12 protein-coding genes are annotated in these 15,052 nt (G+C 38.1%); 10 read left to right on the top strand and 2 right to left on the bottom strand.

From position 1 onward, the window contains the following. Nucleotides 1-28 precede the first annotated feature (28 nt). The 8 genes from alaS to FJR45_RS10705 are packed head-to-tail and all read left to right on the top strand — an operon-like array spanning nucleotide 29 to nucleotide 10,268. The gene (alaS, locus tag FJR45_RS10740; protein ID WP_193150524.1) at nucleotides 29-2,581 is read left to right on the top strand and encodes an alanine--tRNA ligase; all 2,553 of its coding nucleotides are present in this window, start codon (nucleotides 29-31) and stop codon (nucleotides 2,579-2,581) included. Continuing rightward, nucleotides 2,581-3,117, top strand: a complete 537-nt coding sequence (locus FJR45_RS10735; RefSeq protein ID WP_193150523.1) for a hypothetical protein — start codon at nucleotides 2,581-2,583, stop codon at nucleotides 3,115-3,117. The genes alaS and FJR45_RS10735 overlap by 1 nt, the downstream gene beginning before the upstream one ends. After that, nucleotides 3,107-3,664: a septum formation inhibitor Maf gene (gene maf, locus FJR45_RS10730; protein ID WP_193150522.1), complete on the top strand. Its 558-nt coding sequence runs from the start codon at nucleotides 3,107-3,109 to the stop codon at nucleotides 3,662-3,664. Before FJR45_RS10735 ends, maf begins: the two co-directional genes overlap by 11 nt. Further along, nucleotides 3,664-4,680, top strand: coding sequence for a GGDEF domain-containing protein (locus FJR45_RS10725; protein WP_193150521.1), 1,017 nt, complete (start codon nucleotides 3,664-3,666; stop codon nucleotides 4,678-4,680). Before maf ends, FJR45_RS10725 begins: the two co-directional genes overlap by 1 nt. After that, a complete protein-coding gene (locus tag FJR45_RS10720) occupies nucleotides 4,677-6,494 on the top strand; it encodes a sensor domain-containing diguanylate cyclase (RefSeq protein ID WP_193150520.1) in 1,818 nt (605 codons plus the stop codon). Before FJR45_RS10725 ends, FJR45_RS10720 begins: the two co-directional genes overlap by 4 nt. Further along, complete coding sequence (locus tag FJR45_RS10715; protein WP_193150519.1) at nucleotides 6,491-7,588, top strand: aminotransferase class I/II-fold pyridoxal phosphate-dependent enzyme; 1,098 nt, start codon at nucleotides 6,491-6,493, stop codon at nucleotides 7,586-7,588. The genes FJR45_RS10720 and FJR45_RS10715 overlap by 4 nt, the downstream gene beginning before the upstream one ends. Further along, nucleotides 7,585-8,274, top strand: a complete 690-nt coding sequence (locus tag FJR45_RS10710) for an ATP-binding cassette domain-containing protein (RefSeq protein ID WP_193150518.1) — start codon at nucleotides 7,585-7,587, stop codon at nucleotides 8,272-8,274. Before FJR45_RS10715 ends, FJR45_RS10710 begins: the two co-directional genes overlap by 4 nt. Then, nucleotides 8,271-10,268 carry a penicillin-binding protein 1A gene (locus tag FJR45_RS10705; protein ID WP_193150517.1) on the top strand — a complete coding sequence of 666 codons (1,998 nt, stop codon included), beginning with the start codon at nucleotides 8,271-8,273 and terminating at the stop codon, nucleotides 10,266-10,268. The genes FJR45_RS10710 and FJR45_RS10705 overlap by 4 nt, the downstream gene beginning before the upstream one ends. A gap of 6 nt (nucleotides 10,269-10,274) precedes the next feature. Here the strand turns inward: FJR45_RS10705 and leuA are convergent, their stop codons facing one another. Further along, nucleotides 10,275-11,933, bottom strand: coding sequence for a 2-isopropylmalate synthase (gene leuA / locus FJR45_RS10700; RefSeq protein ID WP_193150516.1), 1,659 nt, complete (start codon nucleotides 11,931-11,933; stop codon nucleotides 10,275-10,277). A gap of 217 nt (nucleotides 11,934-12,150) precedes the next feature. Between leuA and FJR45_RS10695 the strand changes: the two genes are divergently transcribed. Then, nucleotides 12,151-13,332 carry an ISAs1 family transposase gene (locus FJR45_RS10695; RefSeq protein ID WP_226966519.1) on the top strand — a complete coding sequence of 394 codons (1,182 nt, stop codon included), beginning with the start codon at nucleotides 12,151-12,153 and terminating at the stop codon, nucleotides 13,330-13,332. A 52-nt stretch (nucleotides 13,333-13,384) separates the two neighbouring features. After that, nucleotides 13,385-13,546: a hypothetical protein gene (locus tag FJR45_RS10690; protein WP_193150515.1), complete on the top strand. Its 162-nt coding sequence runs from the start codon at nucleotides 13,385-13,387 to the stop codon at nucleotides 13,544-13,546. A gap of 5 nt (nucleotides 13,547-13,551) precedes the next feature. Here FJR45_RS10690 and glnA read toward each other — a convergent pair whose 3' ends face one another. Beyond that, nucleotides 13,552-14,982 carry a type I glutamate--ammonia ligase gene (glnA, locus tag FJR45_RS10685; RefSeq protein WP_193150514.1) on the bottom strand — a complete coding sequence of 477 codons (1,431 nt, stop codon included), beginning with the start codon at nucleotides 14,980-14,982 and terminating at the stop codon, nucleotides 13,552-13,554. Nucleotides 14,983-15,052 lie beyond the last annotated feature (70 nt).

Below are 15,052 nucleotides of genomic sequence, written 5' to 3'. Positions count from 1 at the left end.
CGCGTAATTTTATAAAAGAGAAACAACCATGGATATTAGAGAAGAGTATTTAAAATTTTTTGAATCAAAACAACATACAAGAGTTCCCTCAGCGCCTTTGGTACCTGAAGATGCGACTCTGCTTTTTAACAACGCAGGCATGGTGCCTTTTAAGTCGATTTTTACGGGAGAGGTTCCTCGTCCTGAAAATCCTCGTGCCACATCCTGCCAGACTTGTATCCGTGCGGGTGGAAAACACAATGACCTTGAAAATGTCGGGCATACGGCTCGTCATCATACATTTTTTGAGATGCTGGGAAATTTCAGTTTCGGAGACTATTTCAAGGAAGAGGCAATTGCCTATGCCTGGGAGTTTATCACGGAGATATTGCATCTGGATAAAGACAAACTCTGGGTAACAGTGCATGAAAGCGATGATGAAGCTGAAGAAATCTGGAAAAAGCATATAGCCCCGGAACGTATTATGCGTTTGGGAGACAAAGACAATTTCTGGTCTATGGGTGACACAGGACCGTGTGGACCGTGTTCTGAAATCTTTTATGATCAGGGAGCAGAACACTTTAACGGCCCTGAAGATTATATGGGCGGTGAAGGCGACAGATTTTTGGAAATTTGGAATCTTGTTTTTATGCAGTATGAAGTCAAAGAAAAAGGGGGAGAGAGAATTCCTCTTGCACATCCGTCTATAGATACAGGCATGGGCTTAGAGCGTGTTGTAGCCATTAAAGAGGGTGCCATTTCCAATTATGGATCTTCTTTGTTTATGCCGATTATCCGAAAAGTCGAAGATTTGATAGGCAAAGAGTATGTGTACGCTACGGGTGCATCGTACCGTGTTATAGCTGATCACATTAGAACCGCAGTCTTTTTACTCTCTCAGGGTGTAAATTTTTCTAATGAGGGACGCGGATATGTGCTTCGAAGAATCCTGCGACGCGCTGTGCGCCACGGATATCTTCTCGGATTTCGTGAGCCGTTTATGCACAAGCTTGTAGATACTTTGGTTGATATTATGGGTGGAGAGTATGAGTATCTTCAGACTAAAGCAGAGGTTGTCAAAGAACAGATAGAACTTGAAGAGGCACGATTTTTCAAAACAATAGAATCAGGCATAGCACTTTTTAATATGGAGCTGCAAAATACAAAAGAAGTGTTTTCGGGTGAAGTGGCTTTTAAACTCTATGATACCTACGGTTTTCCGCTTGATTTGACAGAAGATATGCTCAAAGAAAAAAATCTCTCGCTTGATACGGCAACATTTGAGCGCCTGATGAGTGAGCAGAAAAAACGTGCAAAAGCTGCCTGGAAAGGAAGTGGAGACGATGCTGTGAGCGGTGACTTTAAAGCACTGCTTGAGGAGTTTGGTGAAAACAAATTTGTCGGATATGAAACTATGCATCATGCAAGTAAAGTGCTGGCACTGCTTGATGAGAAATATGTGCGCGTTGAAGAGTTACATGAGGGAGAAAAAGGCTGGGTATTTTTGGATGTTACGCCTTTTTATGCTGAAAGTGGTGGACAGTGTGGTGATATCGGAGAGCTTGAAGACCTTGCAAAAGTAGTTGATACGAAAAAATTCTTTGGTTTGAATCTGTCGAAGATTGAGTTGCATGCCTCTCTCAAAGTCGGACAGCATGTAGATGCAAAAGTGGATATTTCCAGAAATGAGATAACAAAGCATCACTCGGCAACACACCTCTTGCATGCTGTACTTTTTGATGTGCTTGGTGAACATGTTTCACAGGCGGGTTCTTTGGTTGAGGCAAATCGTCTGCGATTTGATTTTTCTCATCCAAAAGCGCTTAGTGAAGAGGAGTTACATGTAATAGAAGAGCGTGTTAATGTTGAAATCATGCGTGCAATTCCTGCGCAAACCGAGGTACTGCCTATAGAAGAGGCAAAAAAATCAGGCGCGAAGAGCCAGTTTGGCGAAAAATACGGTGATGAGGTACGCGTTGTCAAATTTGCAGATGCTTCTGTAGAGTTTTGTGGCGGAATACATGTAGACAATACAGCAAATATCGGCTCGTTTATCATTACAAAAGAGAGCGGTGTGAGTGCCGGTGTGCGACGTATTGAAGCAGTGTGTGGCAATGCGGCGTATAAATACTTTTGTGAACAAAGAGCGCTTGTAAAAGAGGCGCAGAGTGAAGTCAAAAATCTTGATCTGCTTGCAGGAATCAGCAGGCTCAAATCAAATATAGCTACTTTGAAAGATGAACTTAAAGAGGCACACGAAGCTGCAAAAGTTGAAATAAAAGCAGATGAGATAAACGGTGTGTCGGTAGTTGTAGATGAACTGCCAAATGGTGATATTAAAGAAAAGATAGATGAGCTCAAAAACCAAAATGAGAAACTCTGTGCAATGCTTTTTCAAGTCAAAGGTGACAAGGTTCTCATAGCCGCAGGTGTCAAAGGCTGCGAGGCAAAAGCGGGTGATTGGATCAAAAAAATAGCACCGCTTCTTGGCGGAGGCGGAGGCGGTCGTCCTGATTTTGCCCAAGCCGGAGGAAAAGATGCTTCAAAACTGCCTGAGGCAAAAGAAGCAGCAGTGAAATTTATTACAGAGGTACTGGATTGATGAAAGATTTTATGATAGAACTTTTTGCAGATTATAGAATACAGATACTCTTCTTACATGTAATCTCCGCTGTTGTATGGGTCGGAGGGATGATTGCCATGAAATTCGCAGCGCATCCTTCGTTTATACAGATTGAATCACCACTGCACAGACTCGAGCGAATTTCGCAGGCACTCAACAGACTCTTTATGATTGTTTTACCTTTTGTTGTTATACTTATCATTACAGCGGTCATCATGGCTGTTGGGCTTGGTTTTCGTGTAGCTGCCGTTGATGCGGGCGGTAATGTGATAGATGAGTATGCGATGCATATATATAATCTGGTACATGTAAAAGAGGTGATTTGGATGATTATGGCGGCTAATCTTACGGCTATGATTTTCAGACGCAACAAAGCACAGAAACTTTTGGCCAAAGGTGATACGGCAGGTGCAAAAAAAGCGTTAGAGCTTATTGGAAAATATATGGTTCCCATCAATATCACGCTTGGGATTATTGCAATTTATCTGGGAGTGACTTTGCGAAATGCGTATTAGACTCTGTTCATCATCTCAGACACGCGCCATGCTTTTAGAAAAAGCCGGCATTGATTTTATTCAAGAGAGTGTTGATTTTGATGAAGAGAGCATTGTCGCAAACAGCCCGAAAAACTTTGTTTATCAGGCGACTCTAGGCAAATATGAAGCAAACCTCAAAGCATTTGGCTGTGAAGAGTATCCGCTTTTGGTAGCCGATACTGTTGTCACAAGCCAGGGACATATTTTAAGAAAAGCACGCTGCAAAGATGATGCCCGTAATATTTTAATGACGCAAAGTGGAAATATTACGAGTATCATTACATGTATGATATACCATTCAAAAAAGCAAAAAATCATAGATATTTCCAAAACAGACTATATTTTTTCAGAATTTGGTGCCGAGGATCTTGAAGCATATCTGGAGAGCGGAGAGTGGCGTGGCAAGGCTGGTGCCTGTATGGTAGAAGGATTTTGCAAGCCCTACATCAAAGAAGTCAGAGGCTATGAGAGTACGGCAATGGGACTTTGTGTCGAAGTGTTAGAGACTTTTATGGAGAAAAACTGATGTATTTTTATCAAAGATACAGTTTTTTCATTAATATACTGCTGGCATATCTCTTTGTACTCTTTGTAACAATAAAATTAAGTTTGATCTGGAATGTTACTCTTGTCACACTTTTGTTTATGAGTATCAGTATTTTGTTTTATCGCTATGCCAAGCAAAAACACTACTATAAAAGCATTATTGACAACTCTACAAATATTGTCATTGTCAGCAATGAAAAAAAGCTTGTTTCTGCAAACAGAACTTTTTTTAAATATTTCAAAGGCTATAAAAATATAGAAGAGTTCTTACAAAAACATCATTGTATATGTGAATTTTTTGAAGAAGAAGAGGGGTATATCGGCGCTGTAAACAATGGTCTTGGTTGGATAGAATATATAATTAAAAATTCTGAGGTATATCACAAAACAAAAGTCAAGATTTATGACAAAGAGTACTATTTTGCCATTTCTGCTTTGGTTCTTGACAAAAAAGACAATCTGTACGGGATTATACTCTCTGATATAACCGAACAGGAAAATTATAAAAAAGAGTTGGAGATTCTGGCTGTAAAAGATTCACTGACAAAGATCGGCAACCGACGTTTTTTTCATAAAAAACTTGATGAACAAATTCTGTTGACACAACGCTATCACCATCCGTTTTCACTGATTATTTTTGACATAGATTTTTTTAAAAAAGTCAATGACAACTACGGGCATGATATAGGCGATAAAGTACTGGTAGAATATACAAAGTATATTGCATCGATGCTGCGCGATACAGATATCTTCTGTAGAATCGGCGGAGAAGAGTTTATAGTGATCTTGCCAAATACCACAAAAGACAAAGCGTATGCTCTGGCACAAAAGATAAGAGAAAGTGTTGAGCAATACAAAGCTGTCCTGCCCATTACCATGAGCTTTGGTGTTGCAGAGTATGAAAAAGGCGATGATGAAATTTCTCTGTATAAAAGAGTCGATTTGGCTCTTTACAAAGCAAAAGAAACAGGGAGAAACAAGGTAATTCTTGGATGAATTTTTTTCAAAAGCATAAGTTTTTTATTTCTACACTTATTTTATTATTTGTGGCAGCTGTCTCTTTTGCTGTGTATTATGGATATGTGCAAGTACAGGAAGAAAAAATCAGACAAAATGAGTATAAAAAAGTTGCACAACAAATACAAAGAAAAGTTGCTAATGCAATTGTATTAAAAGAAAAAGCAACACTTGCTATAGCCCTTGCCCTAGTGAGTCAAAAAGATTTTCAATATCGTATAATTAAAAAAACAATTCCTGCACACTATTTTGATACTATTATTAAACAATTTAGAGAAAATACCTTATATAAAAATATTTGGATACAGGTTATGGATAGGAATGGAAAACCTCTTTATAGAAGTTGGACAAACAAACATGGAGAAAATCTTGCTAAGCTCCGAGAAGAGATTGTAACAATAAAAAAAACAAAGCAAATTCTCAATGACTTAAGTGTAGGAGAATATGACTTGAGTATAAAAGCAATGATTCCAATTATGTCTGGAAAAAAAATGCTTGGTATTTTTGAAGTAATTTCGCATTTTAATTCTATCGCTAAAAATTTTAAAGAATACGGCTATGAGTCTGTCGTAGTTGTAACAAAAGAAGAGTCAAAACATATTAAACATCCATTTACAAAACTCTTTATAGGTGAGTATTATGTTGCAAACCTGAATGCACCGAAAAATCTTCGTGATTTACTGAAAAAAGTTGGGATTGAAAATATTGCCAGAAAGCCATATACTATAGTAAATGATTATTTTATAGTCCCTTACAGCATAAAAAATAGTAACAAAAAAGTGCTTGGATATGATTTTGTTTTTCAAAAAGTAAGCAGACTGCAAAACATAGAGTTAGAACAGTTTACTTTCAGGTGGATGATCTTAGGTTTACTCTTTTTCTCGTTACTAGGGGCTTTTATTAATATAACTTTATATATTTTCATGAGAAAGCAAAAAATTTATTATAAAAATATTATTGATACTTCAAAAAATATTATTATTATTAATGATAAAAAAAAGATTTTAGAGGTTAATAAAACTTTTTTTAAATATTTTAAAAATTATAAAACACTTGAAGCATTTCAAGAACAAAATAGTTGTGTGTGTAAATTTTTTGTTAAAGAAGAGGGCTATTTAGTAGAAGGTGATCTTAGCCATTATTGGCTTGAAGTGATTTTGAAAAACACTGAAACCACAAATAAAGTGAAAATGAATATTGATAACGAGACATATTATTTTTCTATAACTGCTGCATTAATAGATGCGAAAAAGGACTATTATAGTGTTGTTCTTTCTGACATTACACAAGAAGAAATTTATAAGAATGAATTACAAAAATCTGTGATTACCGACCCGCTTACAGGTCTTTACAACAGAAGATATTATTATGAAAAAATAAAAGAAGAGATGTATGCAGCTAAGCGTTATGGGCTTGCTTTGAGTATAGTTATGACAGATATAGATTTTTTTAAAAAGGTAAATGACACACATGGGCATGATGTAGGAGATGAAGTATTAAAGGCTTACTCTAAACTGTTGCAGGAAAATTTACGAGAGAGTGATATCCTTTGTCGTATAGGTGGTGAAGAGTTTATTATTATTCTTCCACATACAACAAGAGAACAAGCTGTGAAGATTGCTGAAAAATTAAGAAAAAGTGTGCAACAGAGTAAAGAAATTCTCCCAATTACAATGAGTTTTGGTGTGACGGAGTATGTTCATGGTGAAAGTGAAGATTATATCTTTAAAAGAGTCGATGAAGCGCTCTATAGGGCAAAAGAGAAAGGTCGAAATAAGGTTGAAGCTGGATGAATTTTTATGAAAAAGAGCTCAAAGCTCTTCAAAGAGCAGGGCGTTATCGGACACGTGAAATTGTTGACAATACCCTGCACGATTTTGCTTCAAATGACTATTTGGGACTTTCGCACAACAAAGAACTCCATGCGCTTACATGTAAAGAATTAGCAGGGTATCCGCTCAACAATGCCAAGGCATCTATGCTGATAAACGGCTATCATCAGATACACAAAGATTTTGAAGAGGCTTTATGTGAAGCAAACGGCTTTGCGGCAGGAATTGTGCTTGGAAGCGGATTTAATGCAAATATTGCCTTGATTGAATCGCTTGTCCGCCGTGGCGATACACTGTTTATGGATGAACTTTATCATGCCTCGGGTGTACTTGCTTCACAGCTTCACAACATAAATGTGGTTTTTTTCAAACATAATGATATGCAGGAGTTGCAAAGTTTACTGCAAAACTCCAATGCCAGACGAAAAATTGTTGCCGTTGAGGGTATTTACTCGATGGACGGCGATTTGTGCGCAAAAGAGGTTTTTGATATATGTGATGAAGAAGAGGCTCTTTTAATCGTTGATGAAGCCCACAGCAGTGGGGTTATCGGAAAAAATCTCATGGGTGTGTTTGATTATTATGACATAAAGATAAAAGAGAACTACATTAAAATGGGAACACTTGGTAAAGCCTATGGAAGTTTTGGCGCCTTTATACTCTCATCTGAGCATATATCACAATACCTTTTAAACCGTGCAAAACCGATCGTATATGCAACGGCGCTCTCTTTGTATGATACACTCCTGGCGCATAAGGGGTTGCAGTATATTTTGAAAAACAGTGAAACACTGAAAAAAGAGATAGCGCTGCATCAGACAATAGTCTCACAAGAGTTGGGCTTACATGTAAAGGGTTTGATTGTGCCTGTGCGTATAGGAGACAATAAAAAGGTCATAGATATTAAAAACAGGCTCTTGAAATCCGGTTACAGTGTAGGGGCGATACGCCAGCCTACGGTTGCCTCTGCAATAATTCGCCTGATTGCAAGACTCGGTGAAAAGAGTGAGACACTCAGACTGGTTTGCAAAGAGCTGGCAGGAGTGCAGTCATGAAAATGTCCAAACTCAAAATTATCTACAAAAACAAAGCCCTGGTGGACATTTCCTTTGATATTTCCTCTTCATTGGCACTAATAGGGCAAAGCGGCAGTGGAAAAAGTTTGACAATCAAGGCGCTTCTTGGAATGCTGCCCAAAGAGATGACAGTAGAGCTTGAAGACAATTTTGATTTTGAACTCATAGCAGGAAAAACACTCTCTTTTGTGCCGCAGAATCCTTTTACGGCACTCTCTCCGCTGACAAAAATCAAAAAACAGTTTTTCAGTGAGCCAAAAAGGGTCAGGGAACTTTTTGATGAAGTCGGTCTGCATTACGATTTGCTTGAACGCTTCGCACCTGAACTCTCAGGCGGACAACTTCAGCGTGTTGTCATTGCAATTGCGTTAGAATCAAAACCGAAGTTACTTTTACTTGATGAACCGACAACTGCACTTGATCCCCAGACAAAAGAGGTAATACTTCAGCTTTTAAAAAAGTTGCAACACAAAGAGCAGTTTCAAATGCTTTTTGTGACACATGACATAGCTTCTGCCAAGGCACTGTGTGAAGATGTTGCTATTATAAAAAACGGAAGAATAGTTGAAAGCGGAAAGATGCGTGATATAACAGACAATCCGAAAGAAGAGTATACAAAAATATTAATAGAGGCCAGTTTTGCCAACAGGAAATTCAGAACATGAAAAAACTACTCAAAAGAACATTCGTCACAGTACTGATTTTAGGGTTTTTTTCACCCTTTATAATTCTTGGCTATTACCTGGTAAGCTATGATTATGACATATCCTCTTTAGTAGACTACAAACCAAAACAGACAAGTAGAATATATGACAAAAACGGAGAGAAAATAGCAAATATTTTTGATAAGCAGCATAGATATTATGCCTCTTTTAATGAGATTCCTCCAAGGGTGATTGAAGCACTTGTTGCCATCGAAGATACAACTTTTTTTGAACATTCCGGTGTAAATTTTGATGCAATATTTCGGGCAGTTATAAAAGACATCAAAGCGGGAAAAATGGTTGAGGGTGCGAGTACGATTACGCAACAATTGGTAAAAAACAAGCTTTTGACACGAGAGAAGAAACTTTCAAGAAAGATAAAAGAGCTGATATACTCTTTTAAACTTGAAAATGCACTGACAAAAGAGCAGATTCTGGAGCGTTATTTAAATGAGATCTATTTCGGGCATGGATATTATGGCATCAAAACAGCTGCAGACGGGTATTTTCACAAGAAGCTCTCTGACTTGACACTCAAAGAGATAGCAATACTTGTCGGTCTGCCAAAAGCACCAAGTACCTATGCACCTACAAAAAACTATGATATTTCCATGGGCCGAGCCAATCGCGTCATTACAAGAATGCATACACTTGGCTGGATAGACGACGCAACATACCAAAAGGCTTTGGGTGAAAATCCGGTGGTATACAATGATACACTGACACAAAACAGAGCCCCTTTTGTTGTGGATGAAGTTGCAAGAAGATTCAGAAATATGGGAATTGACGACTTAAAAACAGGCGGATATGAAATATATACAACGATTGATTTGAAACTGCAGGATATTGGAAGAAAATCACTGCAGTATGCATATGACAAAGCTTTAGGGAGAATTCAAAAATACAAAGAAAAAGAGGCACAGAAAAAAGAAGACGAAAGCTTTAAAGTCCAGGATGTCAATGTGTCACAGCTTAACGGTGCTTTGGTCTCTCTTGATTCCAAAACAGGGGATATTTTGGCACTGCTTGGGAGTGTAGATTATAAAAAAAGCTCTTATAATCGTGCTACTCAGGGCAGGCGCCAGCCCGGTTCTGCTTTTAAACCTTTTATCTATCAGGTAGCTATTGACCTGGGCTATTCGGGTGCTACAAAACTTGTTGATATTGCCCAGACATATGCCTATGAAAAAAATGGCGAGGAGATGAAATGGCAGCCTAAAAATTATGAAAAAAACTATAAAGGTCTCATTACTCTCAGAGAAGCACTTATTCATTCACGCAATCTGGCGACTATCAATCTTGTCAATGATATAGGACTTTCGCAACTCTTACGGGAACTGAAAAAATTTCATATTAAAAACCTGCCAAACGATCTCTCTATCGCTCTTGGAACCATGTCGATGTCACCGCTTGAACTTGCACAGTATTATACGTCATTTTCAAACTACGGGATTCAGGTGAAACCTCACTTGATTACAAGTATTGACCAGGGGGGCAGTACAGTGTATAAAAAAGAGGATGTTTCTTATTATGTAACAGCTCCGACTCAGGCTTTTATAATGACGACGATACTGCGTGATGTTGTCACAAGAGGAACAGGACGAAGAGCAAGGGTGAGAGGCATAGAAATTGCCGGAAAGACAGGAACAACAAATAATAATATAGATGCCTGGTTTGCCGGCTATTCCCCTACTGTTGAGACGGTTGTCTGGTTCGGAAATGATGACAATACTCCGATGTATCACAAAGAGACTGGAGGACGGGTTTCGGGTCCTGCTTTTGCCTATTATTTCAGAAATCTTTTGAAACTCTACCCGCAGATAAAACGGAAATTTGATATGCCTGAGGGAATTATAGAAGTGAAAATTAACGGAAAAAAAGAGTATTTCAGTAATATTTCAAAACCGCCACGAAGTGACTACAGTGATGAAACAGAATCTGAATTACTCTTTTAAAAAGTCTTAGTCAAAAGTTCTGTTTAAAGCACAGAACATGGCTTTAATTGAGGCTATCGTGATGTCGTTGTCTATTCCGACACCAAAACGTGAGAGTACCTCTTTTGTTTGAATCTCTATGTATGCTACTGCCTGTGCACTGCTTTTGTCACCACAGGAGTGTTCCGAGTATGACTTAACAGTAAAATCATTTTTGTACTTTTGCATCAGTGCATTTTTACAGGCATCAATCGGTCCGTTGCCTTCGCCCTCAGATGTAATGACCTCTCCATTATATTTGTATGTCAAGCTGCATGTAGCCTTCCCGTTATCTGAAGAGAGTGTAAAATCTACAAAAGAGATATGCTCTTTGATATTAAAATAGGTGTTTTTAAAAACTTCGAGTATCTCTTCGGGTTCCAACTCTCTGCCTTTTTCATCACTTAATGCCTGTACTGCACGGCCAATTTCCGGGTGCATCGCTTTTGGCAGATGGTAGCCGTAATTGTGTTCAAGTATATAAGCAACTCCGCCTTTTCCTGATTGTGAGTTGATGCGGATGATACTTTCATACGTCCGTCCAACATCGGCAGGGTCTATCGGCAGATAAGGCACTTCCCAAAAAGGGTCCTCTTTTGTCTGCTGGTAGGCAAGCCCTTTGTTAATGGCATCCTGATGGGAACCGGAAAATGCCGTATAGACAAGTTCTCCGACATAGGGATGTCTCGGGTGTGTCGGCAGTTCTGTACATGTCTCGACAACTCGCACCACTTCGTTGATATCCGAAAAATCAAGCCCTGTGTCAATGCCCTGTGAGGTCATGTTTAAGGCAAGGGTAATGATGTCTACATTGCCTGTTCGTTCACCATTGCTCAAAAGTGTTCCCTCAACTCTGTCGGCACCTGCTAAAAGCGCCAACTCTGTTGCTGCGATGGAAGTGCCTCTGTCATTATGCGTATGGGTTGAGATGATGACATTTTCACGATTGTCCAGGTGTCTGCTCATCCATTCTATCTGGTCTGCATAAATGTTAGGCGTAGCCATCTCCACTGTTGCAGGAAGGTTGATAATGACCTTTCTGTTTTCATTGATGCCCCAGCGAGCCGTTACGGCATTGGAAATTCGTGCCGCAAAATCCAGCTCTGTTCCAGTAAAGCTCTCAGGAGAATACTCTAAAAATATCTCTCCGTTGTGGTTTGCCTCATATTTTTTGACCAAATCAACACCTTGGAGTGCAAGGTCTATTATCTCATCCTGTGTTTTTGAAAAAACTATTTTTCTTTGTGCAACAGAAGTGGAATTATACAAATGAACGGTCGCTTTTTTCACACCTTCCAGGGCTTCAAAAGTTTTGGCAATCAAATGTTCTCTTGCCTGTACAAGTACCTGAATAGTAACATCATCAGGAATCAAGTTGTCATCAACCAGTTTGCGTAAAAAATCAAATTCTATTTTTGAAGCGGATGGAAAACCGACTTCTATTTCTTTGAAACCGAGTTTGAGTAAGAGTGCAAATAATTCAAGTTTTTTCTTCATGTCCATCGGGTTGATCAGTGCCTGATTACCGTCACGTAAATCAACACTGCACCAGATAGGCGCTTTTGTTATAGTATTGTCCGGCCATGTTCTGTCTGGCAAATCTATTTTTGGATACGGTTTATATTTGCCTTTAGGAATATTCTTCATAAAGAATCCTTTTTCTTGAATTATTTAATAGCTGCACTCTTATACAGGACTATTATGTTTGCAATTATATCGAATTTTTGATTTAATGGGCTTTTATTTGGAACCCATCCTTTAGGGTGGGTAGGTAAATCCCACGAAAAATAAAATAAATCTTAATCAATAGATTCAAAAGAACTGGAAGAAATATTGCTTAGACTCCTAAAACAAGGAGTTTACCATCAAATTAACACGCACAAAAGCCTTACTTGAATCGCTAAAAAGTATCCCAGACTATAGAGTAGATACAGGGAAGATAGAATATCCATTGCACGAAGTTCTTTTCATGACACTTTTTGCACTTATCAAAGGAAATACAACTTTTAAGGATATATTTTCATGGATGATATATAACAAAGACAATGCAATACTCAAAGAGATTTTTGATAAAGAAGAGATAACGATTCCTTCCAAATCAACATATCATCGTTTATTGATAAACACAGATAATAATGCTTTGGAAAAAGTATTTAGAGAGTTCTTTTTTCCATTCATTGCACAAGAAAATATTGCTATTGACGGGAAGTGGCTGAGAGGTAGCGACGTGAATGGTCAATACACACAGGAAAGACATAAAGCAATACTAAATATCTTGGATAAAGATATAAAAATAGTGTTTGCTCACAAGTTTTTAGATAAAAATAAGAGTAGCGAAATTACTGCACTCAAAGAGGTTTTAAACGATAATATTTTTAGCAATGAAGGACAGATATTTTCCTTTGATGCACTGCTTACTCAATCAGAGATTCTCAACACTATTGATGAGCAAGGTAACAGATATATAGCAAAACTCAAAGATAACCAGAAACACCTCAAAGAGAAAGCTATAAAGACCATAGAAGAGTTTAATCAGCCTACAGATAGAGTTGATGATGAAGATAGCTATTTAACTGAAAACAACAAAAGAGTCTCTCGAAAAGTAGAAGTTTTTCAAAATAAAAGTGCTGATTTAGTTATGTATCATGAGAACTTTCAAAATATTCAATCACTCATTAAAGTGACGAAAACATTAACAAATGCACAGACTGGTGAAGTTACAATTTCAACTCAATATTTAATGGCTAACTTTAAAACAACTGCAAAAGAGTTTCTTCAAAAGATACTGCAACATTGGAGAGTGGAAACATATCACTATCACTTAGATATGCTTACTGAAGAAGATGACCATATAGCATATAAAGAGCCTTTCTCTATAGCTATTCTTAGAAGTTTTACTGTTAATCTTTATCAGTTGTTTTTAAATGAGAACAAAGATAAAAAGGTACTCCTAACCGGTAAAACTACAATGGCAGATATTAAAAGAAATGCTCTTTATCGTGATGATTTTAGTGTTCAATTGATTGAATCAAACTATATTGATTAAGATTTGTTTTATTTTTCGTGGGATTTACCTATTAGGGTGGGCTGAGAGTGTCATGAAAGTAGCAACAGTCGGCACTGAAGTACCGATTCCGAGCAGAGGGGTGTTGCTTTTCGGAACCCATCCTTTAGGGTGGGCTGAGAGTGTCATAAAAGTAGCAACAGTCGGCACTGAAGTACGGGTTCCGAAAAAGCTTAGAACATATAGCCTAAGCTAAAGTTCTTAGCACTGGTAGGTAGTTTTGAACTCGTATGCAGTCGGGCGACCTTCATCCGGCCATACATCACGCTCAAATTTATAGTGCTGGTATGCTTCTATAAATTCAGATGTAAATACCGGCTTTAAGAACTCGTTGTCCGCTATAAGACCTTCTAATGCTTCACGAAGTGTGTGTGGCATTTGTGGAATATTTTTTTCACGAATTTCATCAAGAGTAAGTTCAAAGAGATCTTCATCCATTGGACCAACAGGAATTGTAGCGTGTTTGATACCGTCTAGTCCTGCCATCATCATTACGGCAAAAGCAAGGTAAGGACAAGATGAAGAGTCAGGGAATCTCATTTCAATACGAGTTGCTTTTTCACCTGCACCATAAGGAATACGGCAGGCTGCTGAACGGTTTTGAGAAGAGTAAGTTAAAATGCTTGGTGCTTCAAATCCAGGAATAAGGCGTTTGTATGAGTTTGTTGACGGGTTTGTAAATGCAGCAACTGCAGCAGCATGTTTGAAGATACCACCTGCATAATGAATTGCCATTTCACTTAAATTTCCGTAGTTTCCTTCTTGATAGAAAAGGTTTTTACCGTTTTTCCAGAGTGACTGGTGAACATGCATTCCGTTTCCGTTGTCACCATACAACGGTTTTGGCATAAATGTAGCAGTTTTACCGTTGAGGTGTGCTATCATTTTTACAACATATTTGTATTTTTGAACATTGTCACCGGCAGTGATGATGTCACCGAAAACGATGCCGATTTCACCTTGACCCTGGGCAACTTCGTGGTGTCCAAGAACAACTTCAAGACCAACCTGCTCTAACACCTGCATCATTTCAGCACGCATATCTACCATAGAGTCTGTCGGTGCTACTGGGAAGTAACCACCTTTTGTTCCCGGTCTGTGACCTGTATTGTACATTTCGTCATATCCGGTGTTTGAATTCCATTCACCCTCTTCTGTGTCTACTTTGAATCCCATTTCATTGATGTTGTCAACAAATTTGACATCATCAAAGATGAAAAACTCATTTTCCGGACCAAAGTATGCAGCATCAGCTATTCCGATCTCTTCGGCATATTTGAGTGCTTTTTTAGCGATTGAACGAGGACATCTTTCATACAGTTCATTTTTGTAAATGTCATATACATCACAGATAAGAATCACAGTAGGATCAGCAGTAAAAGGATCAAGAAATGCAGTCGGAACATCTGCTTTTAAAAGCATATCTGATTTGTTGATCGGTTGCCAGTTTTCAACCGAAGAACCGTCAAACGGGAAACCGTTTTCTAAATTTTCTGCATTAACTGCACTGTAACGGTATGTAAGGTGGTGCCATGAACCTTTAATATCACTAAATCTCAAATCTACAAATTGTACATCATTTTCATTACAAAATGTAAAGAACTCTTCTATGTTATTAACGAATTTTCCCATTAATTATCTCCTGAATTTTATCTGTATGTAGTATATCTTATTAAAACAAATTTATAACTTTGAGAATGAT

The organism is Sulfurimonas sediminis, assembly GCF_014905115.1.
Lineage (GTDB): Bacteria > Campylobacterota > Campylobacteria > Campylobacterales > Sulfurimonadaceae > Sulfurimonas > Sulfurimonas sediminis.
This window is presented reverse-complemented; position numbering and strand designations above follow the sequence as displayed.